The organism is Rhodothermales bacterium (genome assembly GCA_041391505.1).
Taxonomy (GTDB): domain Bacteria; phylum Bacteroidota; class Rhodothermia; order Rhodothermales; family JAHQVL01; genus JAWKNW01.
In genome coordinates this window covers 21,035-36,291 of sequence record JAWKNW010000033.1, presented here as the reverse complement: position 1 = coordinate 36,291, position 15,257 = coordinate 21,035, and the positions used below count along the sequence as shown (strand labels likewise).

At 64.9% G+C, this 15,257-nt stretch carries 13 protein-coding genes; 8 read left to right on the top strand and 5 right to left on the bottom strand.

The genetic code is table 11. The features are described from left to right. Positions 1-285 precede the first annotated feature (285 nt). The gene (locus tag R2834_21905; protein ID MEZ4703003.1) at positions 286-1,260 is read left to right on the top strand and encodes a universal stress protein; all 975 of its coding nucleotides are present in this window, start codon (positions 286-288) and stop codon (positions 1,258-1,260) included. 155 nt (positions 1,261-1,415) lie between these two features. Here the strand turns inward: R2834_21905 and R2834_21900 are convergent, their stop codons facing one another. The 4 genes from R2834_21900 to R2834_21885 are packed head-to-tail and all read right to left on the bottom strand — an operon-like array spanning position 1,416 to position 5,868. Further along, on the bottom strand, positions 1,416-2,366 hold the full coding sequence (locus R2834_21900; GenBank protein ID MEZ4703002.1) for a sulfotransferase domain-containing protein: 951 nt from the start codon (positions 2,364-2,366) through the stop codon (positions 1,416-1,418). A gap of 24 nt (positions 2,367-2,390) precedes the next feature. Further along, positions 2,391-3,548 (bottom strand): glycosyltransferase, encoded by a 1,158-nt coding sequence (locus R2834_21895; GenBank protein MEZ4703001.1) that lies wholly within the window; start codon positions 3,546-3,548, stop codon positions 2,391-2,393. Continuing rightward, positions 3,514-4,659, bottom strand: coding sequence for a UDP-N-acetylglucosamine 2-epimerase (non-hydrolyzing) (wecB, locus tag R2834_21890; GenBank protein MEZ4703000.1), 1,146 nt, complete (start codon positions 4,657-4,659; stop codon positions 3,514-3,516). Before wecB ends, R2834_21895 begins: the two co-directional genes overlap by 35 nt. A 6-nt stretch (positions 4,660-4,665) precedes the next feature. Further along, a complete protein-coding gene (locus R2834_21885; protein MEZ4702999.1) occupies positions 4,666-5,868 on the bottom strand; it encodes a hypothetical protein in 1,203 nt (400 codons plus the stop codon). Positions 5,869-6,580: 712 nt separating this feature from the next. Between R2834_21885 and R2834_21880 the strand changes: the two genes are divergently transcribed. The 7 genes from R2834_21880 (at position 6,581) to R2834_21850 (ending at position 13,521) form a co-directional block, all read left to right on the top strand. After that, on the top strand, positions 6,581-7,186 hold the full coding sequence (locus R2834_21880; protein ID MEZ4702998.1) for a TetR/AcrR family transcriptional regulator: 606 nt from the start codon (positions 6,581-6,583) through the stop codon (positions 7,184-7,186). Continuing rightward, a complete protein-coding gene (locus tag R2834_21875; GenBank protein ID MEZ4702997.1) occupies positions 7,183-8,430 on the top strand; it encodes a TolC family protein in 1,248 nt (415 codons plus the stop codon). Before R2834_21880 ends, R2834_21875 begins: the two co-directional genes overlap by 4 nt. Before the next feature lie 66 nt (positions 8,431-8,496). Then, on the top strand, positions 8,497-9,396 hold the full coding sequence (locus R2834_21870) for an HlyD family efflux transporter periplasmic adaptor subunit (GenBank protein MEZ4702996.1): 900 nt from the start codon (positions 8,497-8,499) through the stop codon (positions 9,394-9,396). 236 nt (positions 9,397-9,632) lie between these two features. Further along, entirely contained in the window at positions 9,633-10,556 is a 924-nt protein-coding gene (locus R2834_21865; GenBank protein ID MEZ4702995.1) for an ABC transporter ATP-binding protein, read from the top strand. After that, a complete protein-coding gene (locus tag R2834_21860) occupies positions 10,556-11,281 on the top strand; it encodes an ABC transporter ATP-binding protein (protein MEZ4702994.1) in 726 nt (241 codons plus the stop codon). Before R2834_21865 ends, R2834_21860 begins: the two co-directional genes overlap by 1 nt. Continuing rightward, positions 11,278-12,369 (top strand): ABC transporter permease, encoded by a 1,092-nt coding sequence (locus tag R2834_21855; protein MEZ4702993.1) that lies wholly within the window; start codon positions 11,278-11,280, stop codon positions 12,367-12,369. Before R2834_21860 ends, R2834_21855 begins: the two co-directional genes overlap by 4 nt. Before the next feature lie 3 nt (positions 12,370-12,372). Next, positions 12,373-13,521, top strand: coding sequence for an ABC transporter permease (locus R2834_21850; protein MEZ4702992.1), 1,149 nt, complete (start codon positions 12,373-12,375; stop codon positions 13,519-13,521). A 43-nt stretch (positions 13,522-13,564) separates the two neighbouring features. Here the strand turns inward: R2834_21850 and R2834_21845 are convergent, their stop codons facing one another. Further along, positions 13,565-15,220, bottom strand: coding sequence for a D-aminoacylase (locus R2834_21845; protein ID MEZ4702991.1), 1,656 nt, complete (start codon positions 15,218-15,220; stop codon positions 13,565-13,567). Positions 15,221-15,257 lie beyond the last annotated feature (37 nt).

Sequence of the window (15,257 nt, the reverse complement as noted above, 5' to 3'; positions counted from 1 at the left end):
GGTCCTGTATGATCCGGCCGGAAGCCGGGTGTGCCGCCGCCGCGGGAGCAGCTGCGAGCGGAAAAAACGATGCGTGGGAGAGAGCGGAGCGTTGAATCGCCAAATAAGGCAATTGTGAACTATTAACAAAGGAGCAAAGGCAAATAGCTCACCGCGCAGCGGCCCGGTCTCCTGAATAGAAAACACCCATTCGACGTGCAACGGCTCACGCGGCGGAAAACAGGATCCCCGTGATGCCCGATCCGCCCCCACATGCGAAGGGCGGATTGCCCGCCAGAAGCCGACATGCATGAGGCGTATGTTACGGACAGCCTGATCCCCGAAGCGAAGCATAGCAGCGAGGGCATCGTCATGTGGCCGTTCAAACGCATCCTTTTCCCCACCGATTTTTCCCCGTGCGCCGACGCGGCGCTGCAGCCGGCGTACGACCTGGGCCGGCGTTCCGGCGCCGAGGTGCATATCCTGCATGTCGTGCCGGGTCCGGCCGCCGCTCCGGAGCAGACCATCCACCACCTCCAAACCTTTGTGTCGCGCGCCGTGGAGGGCGCGTCCTCGCTCGACGACCGCAACGGGCTGACGCTCGTGTACGACTATATCCGGTGCGACAGCATCGCCGACGGGATCCTGACCTATGCCATGGACTGCCAGGCGGATCTCGTGGTGATGGGGACGCACGGACGGAATGGCATCAACCGATTGCTGGTCGGCAGCGTGACGGCGGAAGTGCTCCGGCGCATCAACGTGCCGGTCCTGGCGGTGCACGAGGGGGTGGCGTGGTCGATGCCGCGCCGGCTGCTGCTCGGCTACGATTTTTCCCAGCAGAGCCTGGATGCGCTGGAGGCCGCGCGCGAACTCGCGCTGGCGTTCGGGGCCGAGCTGGATGTGGTGTTTGCGGCGAACGATCTCGTGCTGCCCGATCTGTTCGGCATCTCGGACCCGGAGGCGCCGTCGCCCACGATTCGTGGGCGCTTCCGGAACGAGATCCGCCGGCATCTGGCCGATCTGGACGAGGCCGGCCTGCGCTACGAGATCTACGTCGTGGGCGGCAACGCGGTGAACCAGATCGCGGAGCATGCGGCCCGGCTGGATGCCGGCCTCGTGCTGCTCGCCGGCCACGGCGGCTCGGGGATGGCCCTCAAACTCGGCCCGCATCTGACTGAACGCCTGCTGCATCGCGTGACGCAGCCGGTGCTGATCGTTCCTCCGTGCGGGAAACCGGTCATCCAGCTCGAACGCCGTCACACGGCGTCGATGCTGTAAGCGGCACCCGACCCGGCGGACGGGGCAACCCGTCCGCCGGGCGACTGGGTTGGGGGATGGGATGGGGTTCAAAGAGAAAGGTTCAAGGTTCAAGGGCTTTCCACGTCCTTGATCCTTGAACCTTTCTCTTTAAACGCAAAACCGTCCCGGTTTTGCTACCAGTCCCCGTCCTTCTCGTAACCGAGCAGGATCAGCAAATCGTTGTAGTGGGCCTTGAAATACGCGATGTGCTCGTCGTTGTAGTGATTCTTCCAGTCGCCGTGCACGCCCTTCCGGTAGTGGCTGTTTACGTTTTCCTGGCCCTTCGTGCGTCCGCCGGCGAGCTTCGCGAAGCTGAGCTGGTCGGCGATTTTCTCCAGCGCGTCCTGGGGCAGGGTGTAGACGGGGCGTTTCGGCACCGGGAACATGGGCAGGTTGCCGGGCATGTGCCGGCGGCCCTTATGGTTCAGCCGGTTCATCGATAACCGCAGCGCGTGCGCGCTCCGGGAGAGGCCGCTGCGCGACGTCGTGTCGTACATCTCCATAAACTCCAGGATGCGGCGGAAGCCCTCGAGCGGATCGGCGCTCAGCTCCTCCATCCGCACCTCGAGGATGTGCTCCTGGTTGTAGTTCCACTCCGACATCTCCTTGAACTGCTGGCCGAGGTATTCGAGTTCGAAGAACAGACCTTCTTCCTTGTTCAGGCCGGAGAGCTTGTCGCGCAACACGTTCAGCTCGTCCCACGTCGGGGCCTTGAGGCTGTGGAGGTGCGAGAAATACGCCGAAACGACGATGTCGCGCGGGTCGCGCACGACGTGGAAGCCGCGGTAGACCTTCAGGTCCGGCGTGTACTTCGTGGTCGTGTTGATATAGGCCAGGAACTGGATCCGCTCGGCATCGACCAGCTTGCCGAGCGTGCCGTATTTCTCGAAGGAATACGGCTGGTGCACGATCTTGAACTTCAGCCCCATGTGGAGGCAGAATTCCCGGAGGATGTTGTCGATCCAGCCGGAAGCACACTTGTGGTGCCCGAAAAACATGCGCAGCGGGAACGGATCGTTCGGACGCTTCTCGGCGCGCTGGATGTCGTGTTCAGTCGGGTTGGCGATCACGTCGGTCGCTGTCATACGAGATGGGGATAATAGCACGCCTCACACCTGGATGGCCGGGGCGACGCGTTCGTGGGCAGGTTCGTTGACCAACTCGTGCAGGAACTGATCGAGCTGATCGGCGAGGTACGTCCAGTCGAAATTGTCGATCTGCGGGACGTGCACGGGCGGCTGGTTGAAGGCGCGCAGGATGCCTTCGCCGTACGGCTCGGCCTCGGGCGCGGCGAACACGAGGTTGCTGAACCCCAGCCGCTCCGCCTCCGTGATGCGGGGCACGACGACGGGTTTGCCGGCGGCCGTGTACTCGAAAATCTTGATGGGCGACGCCGCGCTGTAATACACCGCTTCGTCAACCGGGTACATCCCCACGTCCGACGCCGCGAAATAGGACGCGATTTCGGCGTACGGGACGGGGCCGGTGAAGATAAAGGTCTCTTCGGCGTTGGGGATTTTGGCCAGCGATGCCTCGATGGCCGGCGAGTGCCCCACGAGCAGGCACTTCAGGTTCGGCATCTGCTTCTTGGCGTGCAGGACGGACTCGAGGAAGTAATGCCGCGGGCTGCACGTCAGCCCGATCAGGCTCACGACGTTGGCGTCCTCCAGGCCGTATTTCTTCCGCACCGCGTCGCCCTTGGCCGAGCGCATCCGCTCGATGTCGGCGCCGTTCGGCAGATAGAGCGACGGCTTGCCGAACTGCTCGGCGCGCTCCTTCGCGATGCTGGAGACGCAGAGGATGGCGTCGGACTCCTGCATGTAGACTTTTTCAGGATGATCCGGCTTGGCCTCCCAGTCCGCGCAATCCAGGTAATCGAACACGAGCGGCACGTCCAGATCGAAGGGCGGATAGCCCGTCATGAAGCTGGTCGGGCCGGCGATCACCATGTCGATATTGCACTCCCGCACGATGCGGCGGATATCCTGATGGAAAAAGTGCTGGTTGATGCCGACGTTTTTGTAGTGCTTGCGGAAGGGCCGCAAAAAGTCGGGGATGCGGCGGACGTGAAACGCGTCCAGGCCGTCGATCGTCAGCGGATAGAAGCGCAGGCCGGCCATGACGGCCTTGAAGCGGTCGCCGCTCTTCCAGGTTTGCCACGTGAGGGTATAGATCCGATGCCGTTCCCGGAGTATTCGGATAAAATATTGATCGCGGCGATGCGCACCAGGCTCAGACGGGCTGTGTGGGATCCAGAGCAGGTTCATGGGCAAAAGCCTCTTTGAGGATGGAAACGATACGGCTCGAAGCGAGCCCGTCGCCGTACGGGTTGATCGCCTGGGACATGGCGCGGTGCGCCGCAGGCTGCATCAGGGCGTCGACCTCCGCTTCGATAGCGGCGGTGTCGGTGCCGACGATGCGCACCGTGCCGGCGGCCACGGCCTCGGGCCGCTCCGTGACGTCGCGCATGACGAGGACCGGCACGCCGAGCGCCGGCGCTTCTTCCTGGATGCCGCCCGAATCGGTCAGGATCAGGTAGCTCTTCGCCATCATGTGGGCGAACTCCAGGTAGTCGAGTGGGTCGATCAGGTGGATCCGTTCCACGCCCTCCAGCTGGGCATACACGGTGCGCCGCACGTTGGGGTTGTAGTGCACCGGGTAGACGATCTCGACATCCGGATACTGCGCGGCGATGTTCTTCAGCGCCTGGCAGATGTTCTCCAGGGGTTCGCCAAAGCTCTCGCGGCGGTGCGCCGTGACGAGGATGACGCGCCGGGCGCCCCAGTCGAGGTCGAGCGGCAGATCGCAGGGCTTCTGCACGACGGTCTGCAGCGCGTCGATGACCGTGTTGCCGGTGATGCGGATGTAGGTGTCCGGCAACCCCTCGCTGCGGAGGTGGTCGGCGGACGTCTGCGTCGGCGCGAAGTGGAACGTGGCGAGCGTATCGACGAGATGACGGTTCATCTCCTCGGGAAACGGACTGTATTTGTCGTACGTCCGCAGCCCGGCTTCCACGTGACCTATCGGAATCTGATGGTAGTAGGCGGCGAGCCCGCCGGCGAGCGCGGTGGTCGTGTCGCCGTGCACCAGCACGACGTCCGGCTTCACCTCGCTGAAGAGCGCATCCAGCTTCTGGATGAGGCGCGAGGTCAGGCCGGCGAGGGTCTGATTCGGCACCATCACGTCCAGATCGTGGTCGGGCTCGATCTCGAACAGCGCCAGCACCTGCGCCAGCATCTCGCGATGCTGCCCGGTCGATACGACGATCGGTTCGAAAATGTCGGGGTATTTCTGGAGTTCGGGAATGAGGGGAACCATCTTGATGGCTTCCGGCCGCGTGCCGAACATCACGAGGACCTTGATGCGTTTCTGCTCCATGTCCATCTAGAAAAGGTCCTTCGGGGATACGTCGTTGCGCGGGAACTCGAAGGCCTCGATGGCGAACATGGCCGGCCAGGCGAACATCATCTTGTTCGTGCGGAATCGACCCTTGGTGTAGTAGAGACCGCCCTGCGGGCTCCACATCTGCGATTCGATGAAGGAGATCGCGCGCCGGTAATTGGTCTCGAAGCCGGCGCCGGCGAGCCAGCTCAGGCGCGCCGTCTGCGACGTGGCGTCGGCGGCCTTGAAGGCATCCACGGCGCGGCGGACCTGGTGTTTGACGCCGCGGCGGTCGGCATAGACCTGGTAGACCGAACCGTCGGCGTTCTGCGACTGCTGCAACCAGCGGATGCCGCGAAGCGCGGCCTGCGTGTACCGGTCGTCGCCGGTATAGGCGCCGGCCGAGAGGAAGCCCTCGCAGGCGTACGAATGGGCGTGCGTAAACACGAAATCTTTGGTCGGCATCGCCCAGAACAGCCCGTCCGAAGCCTGAAGCCCGAGCGTATAGTCGCACACCCTGCGCGCCGCCTCGTCGAACGCGGCTTCGCCGGTGACGTCGGCTATCTTCAGGAGCGCCATGGCGTTCTTGACGTGGATGCAGCTGCCGTCGCCGAAGAAGTTGCCGGTGTTCGGCGTGCCGGTCTTCGGGATGAACTTGGCCAGGAAGGCCCCGTCCTCGCGCTGCATGGACATCAGCCACTCGCCGGCGCGCCGGGCGCTGTCGAGGTAGGCCGGGTCCGGGTCGGCCCGGTACAGATCCATCAGGCCCATCGTGCACATCGAGGTGTCGAACGTGTACTGCTCGCCCTCGGCACAGGTGCCTTCGGGGTCCGGGCAGTGCGGGAAGGCGCCCGAGGGCAACTGGATGCGCATCAGGAAGCCGGCGGCTTCGCGCGCCGCCTGGAGGTATCGGTCCTCCTGGTGCCAGCGGTACAGATGCGCGAGCAGGCTCACGCCGTAACCGGTGATTTCGGTGTACTGGCCCGGGACACGTCCCGTTTTTTCATGAACGCCGTGGTTGAACGACCCGAAGCGTTTCTGGCCGGGGTCCGTGTTGCGCACCGGCGTGGCGATGAGCCAGTCGATCATCCGCTGATGCGCGACGGGCGTCTGGCGCTGCTTGCCGGTAACCGTTTCACCATTCATGGGCTGTTCCTGGGCCGCGACGTCGAGCGCCGCATCTATCGATCCATTGTGATCATCCATCACACAAATACTGTTCTATCCAGAGTAGGTCTGCTGAGTATCGGCTCGATGAGGGGCGATAAATAGCCCCTCTCGATATTCCATGCGACAAGCTGCGCGCCAAACTGCCACGACGGCGCCAGCACATCCGGGGATTGGGCCGGCTGATCAGGGGTATCGCCGCGCGACAGGCCGCAACATGGAGTCTGTGTTCCTTGCATCGTAAGATCCTTGCAGGCCGCGCTTTCTCCGTAAAAAAGGGGTCGGCATTTCAGAAATGACAGGGCTATGCAGCGGCCGCCCCGGACACTCCCATGATACAATCACCCGCAAGCGGAGCGAAATCAGTTCAGATCATGGGGGGTGCGTCTTTGGCTCAATCGGCAACAGGGATGCGGGATGCGGGATGGTGGGTGCTGGAAGCGAGATGTTGGATGCAGGATGCAGGATGCGGGATGCGAGATGTTGGGTGCAAGATGTTGGATGCGAGATGCGGGATGCAGGATGCAAGATGTTGGATGCGGGATGCATGATGTGGGATGCTGGATGCAAGATGTTGGATGCGGGCTCCTGGATTGGACTCGGGGATGCTGGAGAGAAATCCTGCATCCTGCATCCCCCAAAACAACCCTCCCACGCCGTCACGCCGCCGCCATTGATCAAAAAATTTGACTAAACAGTTGAATCTTTTAATTGAACTGGTTAGTATGCTCCGGCAAGCAGAACGAATCGCATGGAAAATCAGCAAGAGACGGAAGGGCGGGTGCTCTCGGCGGCTACCGACGAGTTTCACGAGAAGGGCTTTCACGGGGCGCGCATGCAGGAAATCGCGCGCCGCGCGGGGCTCAATCAGTCGCTCCTGCACTACTACTACCGCACCAAGGACCGGCTCTTCGAGGCCGTCTTCCACCGCGCGGCGAAGCAGGTCATGGCGCCCGTGCTCGAAACGCTCGACGGCGACGCGCCGGTGATGGAGAAGGCGGCGCGCTTCGTGCACAAATACGTCGACCAGGTGCTGGCCCATCCGCACCTGCCCGGCTTTGTCGTCGAGGAGTTGCGCCGCAATCCGGACCGGCTGCGGCAGTTCATGGGCCGGCAGACGGATGGGTTGTATGCGCGGCTCAGCGCGCAGATCGAGGCCGCCGTGGCGGCCGGCGAGATCCGGCCCATCGAGCCGGCGCACTTTCTCGCCAATCTGGTGGCGCTCTGCGCGTTCCCGGTGGTCGCCCGCCCCATGGTGCAGACCATCACCGAAATGAGCGATTCGGACTATCTGACGTTTTTGAACCAGCGAAAGGAAGCGGTCGTCCGCTTCATCACTGACGCCCTCGTGCCATGATCGCATTCATCGCCTTTCTCCTCCTCGCTCCGGCCGACACGCTCCACCTGCAAGCCTGCTACCAGCTGGCCGAGGCGCACCATCCGCGCCGGCAGGAGCTTGCGCTCCAGGACGACATCGCCGCGCTGCGGCTCGACAATCTGTCGACCCGCTTCCTGCCGTCGTTGTCGTTGCAGAGCCAGGCCGTGTATCAATCCTCCCTGCCCTCGTTCCCCATCGCGCTGCCCGGCGTCTCGGGGCCGGAGATCAGCCACGATCAATACCGGGTGTCGCTGAATGTGGATCAGCTGGTGTACGACGGCGGCGCGACCCGCACCCAGCAGCATCTCGAACGCATCCAGCGCGACATGGCGCGGCAGGATGTGGAGGTGGACGTATACCGCGTCCGCGAACAGGTCAATGCCGCCTATTTCGGCGCGCTGGCCGCCGAGGCGCGGCTGGCCTCCCTGGGCACGCTCGCGGAGGATCTCGCGGCGCGGCACAGCCGGCTCGAGGCGCAGGTGCGCGCCGGCGTGGTGACGCCGGGCAATGCGGACGTGCTCGCAGTCGAACAGCTGCGGATCCGCCAGCAGATCGCGGAGGCGGAATCGGCGCGGCAGACGGCGGTGGCCGTGCTTGCGGAACTCATCGGTCAACCCGTCGGCGACGACCCGCTGGCGTGGCCGGAGCCTCCGGCACCGGTCTTCGAGAATCAGCGCAAACGCCCGGAATACGCGGCGTTCTCCCTGAGTGAGACCCTGCTCGCCGAGCAGCAGGCGCTGGCGTCCGTCAAGACGCGTCCCCGCGTGGCCAGCTTCGTGGAAGCGGCCTACGGCCGGCCGGCCGGGCTCGACCTGTTCGACAACCGGTTTCAGCCGTTTTATTCGTTCGGCCTGCGCGTCCAGTGGGGCTTCTGGGACTGGCACGCGAGCCGGCGAGACCGCGACGCGCTCTCGCTCCAGCGCGAGGTCGTCTCCGCGCGCGAAGCGGCCTTCACCCGCCAGCTCGACGTGGCCGTGCAGGAGCACCTGCAAGCCATGGAGCGCCTCGAAGCCTTGATCGCGCAGGATGACGAGATCATCGGTCTCCGCGTCCGCATCGCGTCCGCGTCGGCCAGCCAGCTCGAAAACGGCGTCGTGACGGCGACGGATTATCTCATCGAACGGAATGCCGAGCAGCAGGCCCGGCTCACCCGCGACCTGCACGCGCTGCAGCTCCTTCGAAGCCGCATTGAATATGCCACCGTACTTGGCAATGGCTGGTGACGGGCGCGCCGGATCCCCGGCGCCCTGCCCCGACGATCTTTCCGTACACCCCGAACGCTCAATCTCATGCAAACGCTCAAGATACCTGGTGGGATAGCCCTCGCCGTCCTCTTCGCCCTCGCGAGCGGATGCGGCCAAGGCGAGCCGCTATCCGATGCCTACGGAAATTTCCGGGCCACCGAGACGATCATCTCGGCCCAGACCGCCGGCCAGCTGCTGGCGTTCTCGGCCGACGAGGGCCGGGTGCTCGAGGCCGGCCAGGTCGTCGGCCTCGTCGACACCACGCAGCTCTCGCTGTCCCGCGCCCAGATCCGCGCCAGCCGCGACGCCGTCCGTTCGCGCATCGCGGGCGTGCTCGCGCAGATCGACGTGCTGGAAACCCAGCGCGACGTGGCGCTCCGGGAGAAACAACGCGTCGAGCAGCTCCTGAAAGATCAGGCCGCGACGCCGAAACAGCTCGACGACATCGACGGCCAGCTGCGGGTGCTGGACCGCCAGATCCAGTCGATCCGCACCCAGAACGCCACCATCCTCGGCGAGATGGAAGCCCTCGACGCCCAGGTGGCGCTGATCGACGACCAGATCCGCCGCAGCGTGCTCGTGAACCCGATCGCCGGCACCGTCCTGGCGACCTACACCGAGCGGTACGAGCAAACGGCCCCGGGCCGGCCGCTCTACAAGATCGCAAACCTCGACACCCTCGAACTCCGCGCCTACATCAGCGGCGACCAGCTTCCGCACATCCGCCTCGGCCAACCCGTCGACGTGCTGATCGACGAAGACCGGACGTCCAACCGGACCCTCGCCGGCGAAATCGTGTGGATCGCGTCCGAAGCCGAGTTCACCCCGAAGATGATTCAGACCAAAGCCGAACGCGTCAACCTCGTCTACGCCATCGACATCCGCGTCCCGAACCCCGACGGCGCCCTGAAGATCGGCATGCCGGGGGAGGCGCGGTGGGAGTGACGCTTCGCGGGTAGTGACGCTTCGCGGGTCATGACGCTTCGCGAGTCGTGACGCTTCGTGGGTCATGACGCTTCGCGAGTCGTGACGCTTCGCGGGTCATGACGCTTCGCGGGTCATGACGCGACACTGGTTATGACTGCCGACTCATGACGACGGCTGCAGGCCGTTCCTGCCAGCGTAGCCTCCTGACCACGGCCGCAGGCCGTTCCTGACAAGTTTTATTAATTGCCACCCTGATGCCATCCATCCAGATCTCCAACCTCACCCGGCGCTTCGGCGACGTCATCGCGGTCGACGGGGTGAGCCTCGACGTGGACGAGGGGGAATTGTTCGGCATCATCGGGCCCGACGGCGCCGGCAAGACGACGCTCTTCCGGATGCTGGTCACGCTCCTCAAGCCGGACGCCGGCGAGGCGACGGTGGATGGGCTCGACGTGGTGAAGGACTACCGGGCCCTGCGGCTCCGGCTCGGCTACATGCCGGGGCGTTTTTCGCTCTATCCGGATCTCTCCGTCGAGGAAAACCTGACGTTTTTCGCGCGGGTCTTCGGGACGACGGTTGAAGCCAACTACGCCCTCATCGCCGACATCTACAGCCAGATCGAACCCTTCAAGCACCGGCGGGCCGGACAGCTCTCGGGCGGGATGAAGCAGAAGCTCGCCCTGTCCTGCGCGCTGATCCACCGGCCGCGGGTGCTCTTCCTCGACGAACCCACGACGGGCGTCGACGCCGTTTCCCGCCAGGAATTCTGGGAGATGCTCCGCCGGCTCAAGGCGAGCGGCATCACCATCGTCGTCTCCACCCCGTACATGGACGAGGCCGGCCGCTGCGACCGCGTCGCGCTCATGCAGGACGGGCGGCTGCTCGGGATCGATGCGCCGGAGCGCATGTCCGACCGGTTCACGCACCCGCTCTTCGCCATCCGTGCCGGCGACCGCTACCGCCTCATCCAGACGCTGCGCGCCTACCCGCATGCCATCTCCGTCTACGCGTTCGGCGAAAGCCTGCATTACGCCGACGCGCGGCCCGACGCCGATGCGTCCGCGCTGCGGGCGTATCTGGACGCCAACGGCTTCGCCGGCGCCACGGTCGAGCCGATCACCGCCGGCATCGAGGATGTGTTCATGGCCCTCATGCACGAACCCCCGGAGCCTGTCTGATGCCGATCATCGAAGTCGATAACCTCACGCGGACCTTCGGCGCCTTCACCGCCGTCGATCACGTCTCGTTCCACGTGGACCGGGGCGAAATCTTCGGCTTCCTCGGCGCCAACGGGGCCGGCAAAACGACGTGCATGAAGATGCTCACCGGACTGCTCGCGCCTTCTTCGGGGAAGGCGACCGTGGCGGGGTACGACGTCGCCACCCAGCCCGACCGGATCAAGCGGGAGATCGGCTACATGAGCCAGCGGTTCTCGCTCTACGAAGACCTCACCATCCGCGAAAACATCCGGTTTTACGGCGGGATCTACGGGCTCTCGCTGCAAACGATCCGCGAAAAAACGGGCCCGCTGCTCGATCGCCTCGAACTGGACGCGGCGGCCGACACCCGTATCAAGGCGCTGCCGCTCGGATGGCGGCAGAAGCTGGCGTTCTCCATCGCCGTCCTCCACGACCCGAAGGTCGTCTTTCTGGACGAGCCCACGGGCGGCGTCGATCCCATCACGCGCCGGCAGTTCTGGGACATGATCTACGAAGCCGCCTCCCGCGGCGTGACGGTCTTCGTCACCACCCATTACATGGACGAGGCGGAGTACTGCGATCGGGTTTCCATCATGGTAGACGGCCGGATCGAGGCGCTCGACACACCCGGCGGGCTGAAGAAAACCTTCGCGGCCGGCTCCATGAACGACGTGTTCGTCCAGCTCGCGCGAGGCGCCGCATGAAGACCTTCCAGGGATTTATCATCAAGGAGTTCTATCACATCCTGCGGGACCGGCGCACGCTCGTGATCCTGTTCGGGATGCCGGTCATCCAGCTCCTGCTCTTCGGTTTCGCCATCCGGAACGAGGTCAACGACGCGAAGCTCGTCATCGTCGATCCGTCAAACGACTACGTCACCCGGGAGATCGCGAGCAAGCTGCTGGCGGCGCCGTATTTCGAGGGGGTCGAGTTCGCCACCCACGATGCGGACGTCGAGGCCGCGTTCCAGTCGGGCCGCGCCCGCGAGGCGATCCTTTTCGAGCCGGCGTTTGCCGAGCGCCTGGCGCGCGACGGCGTGGCGCACATCCAGATCCTCACCGACGCCACCGACCCGAACACCGCGAACACGGTGCTGGCCTACACGACGGCCATCCTGCAGTCCTACCAGCAGGAGCTGGCCGCCGGTGCCGCCACGGGGGTCCGCATCGTGCCCGACGTGCACATGCGCTACAATCCGACCCTCGAGAGCGTGTACCTCTTTGTCCCGGGTCTCGTCGCGTTCATCCTCATGCTCATTTGCGCGCTGATGACCTCCATCACCATCACACGGGAAAAGGAGATGGGGACCATGGAGGTGCTCACGGTGTCGCCGCTGCGGCCGGCGCAGATCGTCATCGGCAAGGTGATCCCCTATCTCGTCATCTCGTTCGGCATCGTCGGCGTGGTGCTCGCGCTCGCCCGGTTCGTCTTTCAGGTGCCCATGCGCGGCAGCGTGGCCCTGCTGCTGGCCGAGTGCCTGCTCTTTACGGTCACCGCGCTGTCGCTCGGCGTCTTCATCTCCACGCGGACCGACTCGCAGCAGGCGGCGATGATGATCTCGCTCGCCGGGCTGCTGCTGCCGACGGTGATCCTGTCGGGCTTCATCTTCCCGATCGCCAGCATGCCGTATCCGTTGCAGCTCGTGAGCCACATCGTGCCGGCGAAATGGTTTCTGATCATCGTGCGCGGCATCATGGTGAAGGGCGTGGGGATCGCGTACCTCTGGAAGGAAACGCTCGTGCTCGTGGGCATGACGCTGTTTTTCATCACCGTCAGCACCCGGAGGCTCTAGGCCATGCGCACGTTCCTCTTCATCATCCAGAAAGAGTTTCTGCAGATCTTCCGAAACCGGGCGATGCTGCCGATCCTGTTCGTCATGCCCGTGGTGCAGCTGCTTATCCTCTCGTCGGCCGCCACGTTCGAGGTGCGCAACACCGATGTGAGCCTGATCGACGAGGACCGGAGCACGGCGTCGGGGCAACTCGTCGAGCGGATCGAGGCGTCGGGGTACTTTACGGTGGTGCAGCGGGTCCAGACGACCCGCGATGCCGACGAGGCCATGCAGCGGGGCGACGTGAACATGATCCTGCAGATCCCAGCCCATTTCGAGCGCGACCTACGGGTGGCCGGCATGGCCCGCGTCCAGATCACGATGAACGCACTCGACGGCGCCACGGCCGGCGTGGCGCAGGCCTATGCGCTCCAGATCATCGAGGCCCACAACCGGTCGATCCAGGTGGACTACCTGCCGGCGACTCCCGCGGCGTCTCCCGCGGCGTCTCCCGCGGCGACCGTGCCGGCGCGCATCGAGATCGTGACATCGCACTGGTACAACCCGGATCTGAACTACAAGACGTATATGGTGCCGGGCATCCTCGTGCTGCTGGTGACCATGATCGGGACGTTTCTATCGGCGATGAACGTCGTCCGCGAGAAGGAGATCGGGACCATCGAACAGCTGAACGTGACGCCGATCCGGAAAGGGCATTTCATCGCCGGCAAGCTGCTCCCCTTCTGGATCATCGCGATGTTCGACCTCGGGGTCGGCCTGACGGTCGCGCATCTGGTCTTCGGCGTGACCATCCTCGGCAACCTGGCCCTGGTGTTTGCGCTCGCCGGCCTGTACCTCTTCGGGATGCTGGGGCTCGGGTTGTGGATCTCGACCTTCACCGACACCCAGCAGCAGGCCATGTTTATCGCCTGGTTCATCATCGTGATCTGCATCCTGATGAGCGGGCTGTTCACGCCCATCGAGAGCATGCCGGCGTGGGCGCAGAAGATCACGCTGCTCAACCCGGTGGCCTATTTCATCCAGATCATGCGGCAGGTGCTGCTGAAAGGCGCCGGCATCGCGGCGGTGCAGTCGCAGGTGGCGTTTCTGGTCGTATTCGCCATCGCGATGATGTCCCTGGCCGTACGCCAGTACCGCAAAACCGCCGCGTAGGGACGCAACAGGTTGCGTCCGCCCGGATGTCGCGCCCGCCCCCTCAATCCGCCGGCGCCGCCTGTTTCGGCGCATGCCGCAGCGCCCGACCGGGCCGTTTGCCCGTCATTTCCCCATCCAGCAGCACCGGCTGGCCGTTGACGAACACATGCACCATGCCGGCGGCATACTGGTGCGGCTCGGAGAACGTCGCGAGGTCCTGAACGAGCGCCGGGTCGAAGACGGCGACATCAGCGAACGCGCCCTCGCGGAGTACGCCGCGGTCGACGAGGCCGAGGCGCTGCGCCGGCTGTCCGCTCATCTTGTGGATGGCCTCGCGCAGCGAGATCACATCGAGTTCGCGCACGTAGCGGGCGAGGACGCGGGCGAACGTGCCGTAGTTGCGCGGATGCGGCACGCCGGCGCCCGGACTCGGGATGCCCCCGTCCGAGGCGACCATCGTCGTCGGATGCGCCAGAATGCGTTCGACATCTTCCTCGGACATGGAATGGAAGACGCCGACGCAGCCGCCCTTCTCCTGCAACTCGATGGCCAGGTCGGCCGCGTTCTCCAGCGTCACCTCCTTGTCGCGCTCAACGAGGATGTCCGACAGGCTCTTGCCGTTCAGGCTCCGGTTCCAGCTGCAGCTGGCGATGACGATGGTCGAGGGATCGGCCCCGCGCTCGGTGCGGATGTGTTCGACCACGTCGTTGCGGATGAAGACGCGCTGTTCGGGGTCGCGCAGCCGCGCGCGCTGCTGTTCCGCCGATCCCTGCCGCGCCCACGCCGGCAGCAGGATGCTTATCCCCGTGCTCGACGCCGTGTAGGGATACACGTCGCTCGCCGCGTCGACGCCGCGCGCGCGGGCTTCGTCGATCAGGGCCAGCGATTCCTTCGACAGGCCCCAGCGCGCCTTGCCGATCACTTTGTGGTGCGTGACATGCGGCGCCAGCCCGCCCTCCTCGCCGATCCGGATCGTCTCGGCGACGCTTTCGAGCAGCTTCCCGCCCTCGTCGCGCATGTGGCTGGTGTAGATGCCGCCGTACGGCGAGGCCGCTTTCGCCAGCGCGATCAGTTCGTCGGTTTTGGCGAAGGCGCCCGGGGTGTATTCGAGGCCGGACGAGAGGCCGTAGGCGCCGTCCGCCATCGCCGTTTTCACCATGCCTTCCATGCGGGACAGCTCGGTCGGCGAGGGTTTGCGGTCGACGTTCCCCATGACGAACGCGCGGATCGTGCCGTGCCCCACGGTCAGCCCGAGGTTGACGGCCGCCGGCCGGCGGTCGACCTCCTTGAGAAACGGGCCGATCGGGTAGGGCGACGACCCGTCCTGGCCGGCGATGGCCGTCGTAACGCCCTGGCGGATGTAGTTTTCGGCGAGGGGCTCCTGGAAGAGGTCGCTTCCCTGGATGCTCGACGACGCCGCGTGGCTGTGCATGTCGATGAAGCCCGGCGTCACCGTGAGCCCCGTCACGTCGATGCGCTGTTCCGTGCGGTAGCCGGCCAGGTCGCCAAAGGCCAGGATGCGGTCGCCGACGATGCCGATGTCCGTCTCGATGGCGCGGTTGCCCAGTCCGTCGTACAGCGTGCCGCCTTCGAGGATGTAGGTGTAGAGGGTGTCGGGCGGGCGACGCATCACCTCGATGCCTTCGGCGCCGGACGAACCGCAGCCGCCGGCGATCAGCGCCAGCGCCACCGCCAGAAAAAGGGTACCGCGTATCATGGATGATTCAGGTTGGATGGTGCGCCGCTGCGCTCGC

Excerpts from the sequence above, each read along its gene's own strand:
- R2834_21845 (MEZ4702991.1), bottom strand. The coding sequence starts at position 15,220 with ATGATACGCGGTACCCTTTTTCTGGCGGTGGCGCTGGCGCTGATCGCC.
- R2834_21855 (MEZ4702993.1), top strand. The coding sequence starts at position 11,278 with ATGAAGACCTTCCAGGGATTTATCATCAAGGAGTTCTATCACATCCTG.
- R2834_21850 (MEZ4702992.1), top strand. The coding sequence starts at position 12,373 with ATGCGCACGTTCCTCTTCATCATCCAGAAAGAGTTTCTGCAGATCTTC.
- R2834_21865 (MEZ4702995.1), top strand. The coding sequence starts at position 9,633 with ATGCCATCCATCCAGATCTCCAACCTCACCCGGCGCTTCGGCGACGTC.
- R2834_21885 (MEZ4702999.1), bottom strand. The coding sequence starts at position 5,868 with ATGGATGATCACAATGGATCGATAGATGCGGCGCTCGACGTCGCGGCC.
- R2834_21870 (MEZ4702996.1), top strand. The coding sequence starts at position 8,497 with ATGCAAACGCTCAAGATACCTGGTGGGATAGCCCTCGCCGTCCTCTTC.
- R2834_21900 (MEZ4703002.1), bottom strand. The coding sequence starts at position 2,366 with ATGACAGCGACCGACGTGATCGCCAACCCGACTGAACACGACATCCAG.
- R2834_21905 (MEZ4703003.1), top strand. The coding sequence starts at position 286 with ATGCATGAGGCGTATGTTACGGACAGCCTGATCCCCGAAGCGAAGCAT.
- R2834_21895 (MEZ4703001.1), bottom strand. The coding sequence starts at position 3,548 with ATGAACCTGCTCTGGATCCCACACAGCCCGTCTGAGCCTGGTGCGCAT.
- R2834_21860 (MEZ4702994.1), top strand. The coding sequence starts at position 10,556 with ATGCCGATCATCGAAGTCGATAACCTCACGCGGACCTTCGGCGCCTTC.
- R2834_21875 (MEZ4702997.1), top strand. The coding sequence starts at position 7,183 with ATGATCGCATTCATCGCCTTTCTCCTCCTCGCTCCGGCCGACACGCTC.
- R2834_21880 (MEZ4702998.1), top strand. The coding sequence starts at position 6,581 with ATGGAAAATCAGCAAGAGACGGAAGGGCGGGTGCTCTCGGCGGCTACC.
- wecB (MEZ4703000.1), bottom strand. The coding sequence starts at position 4,659 with ATGGAGCAGAAACGCATCAAGGTCCTCGTGATGTTCGGCACGCGGCCG.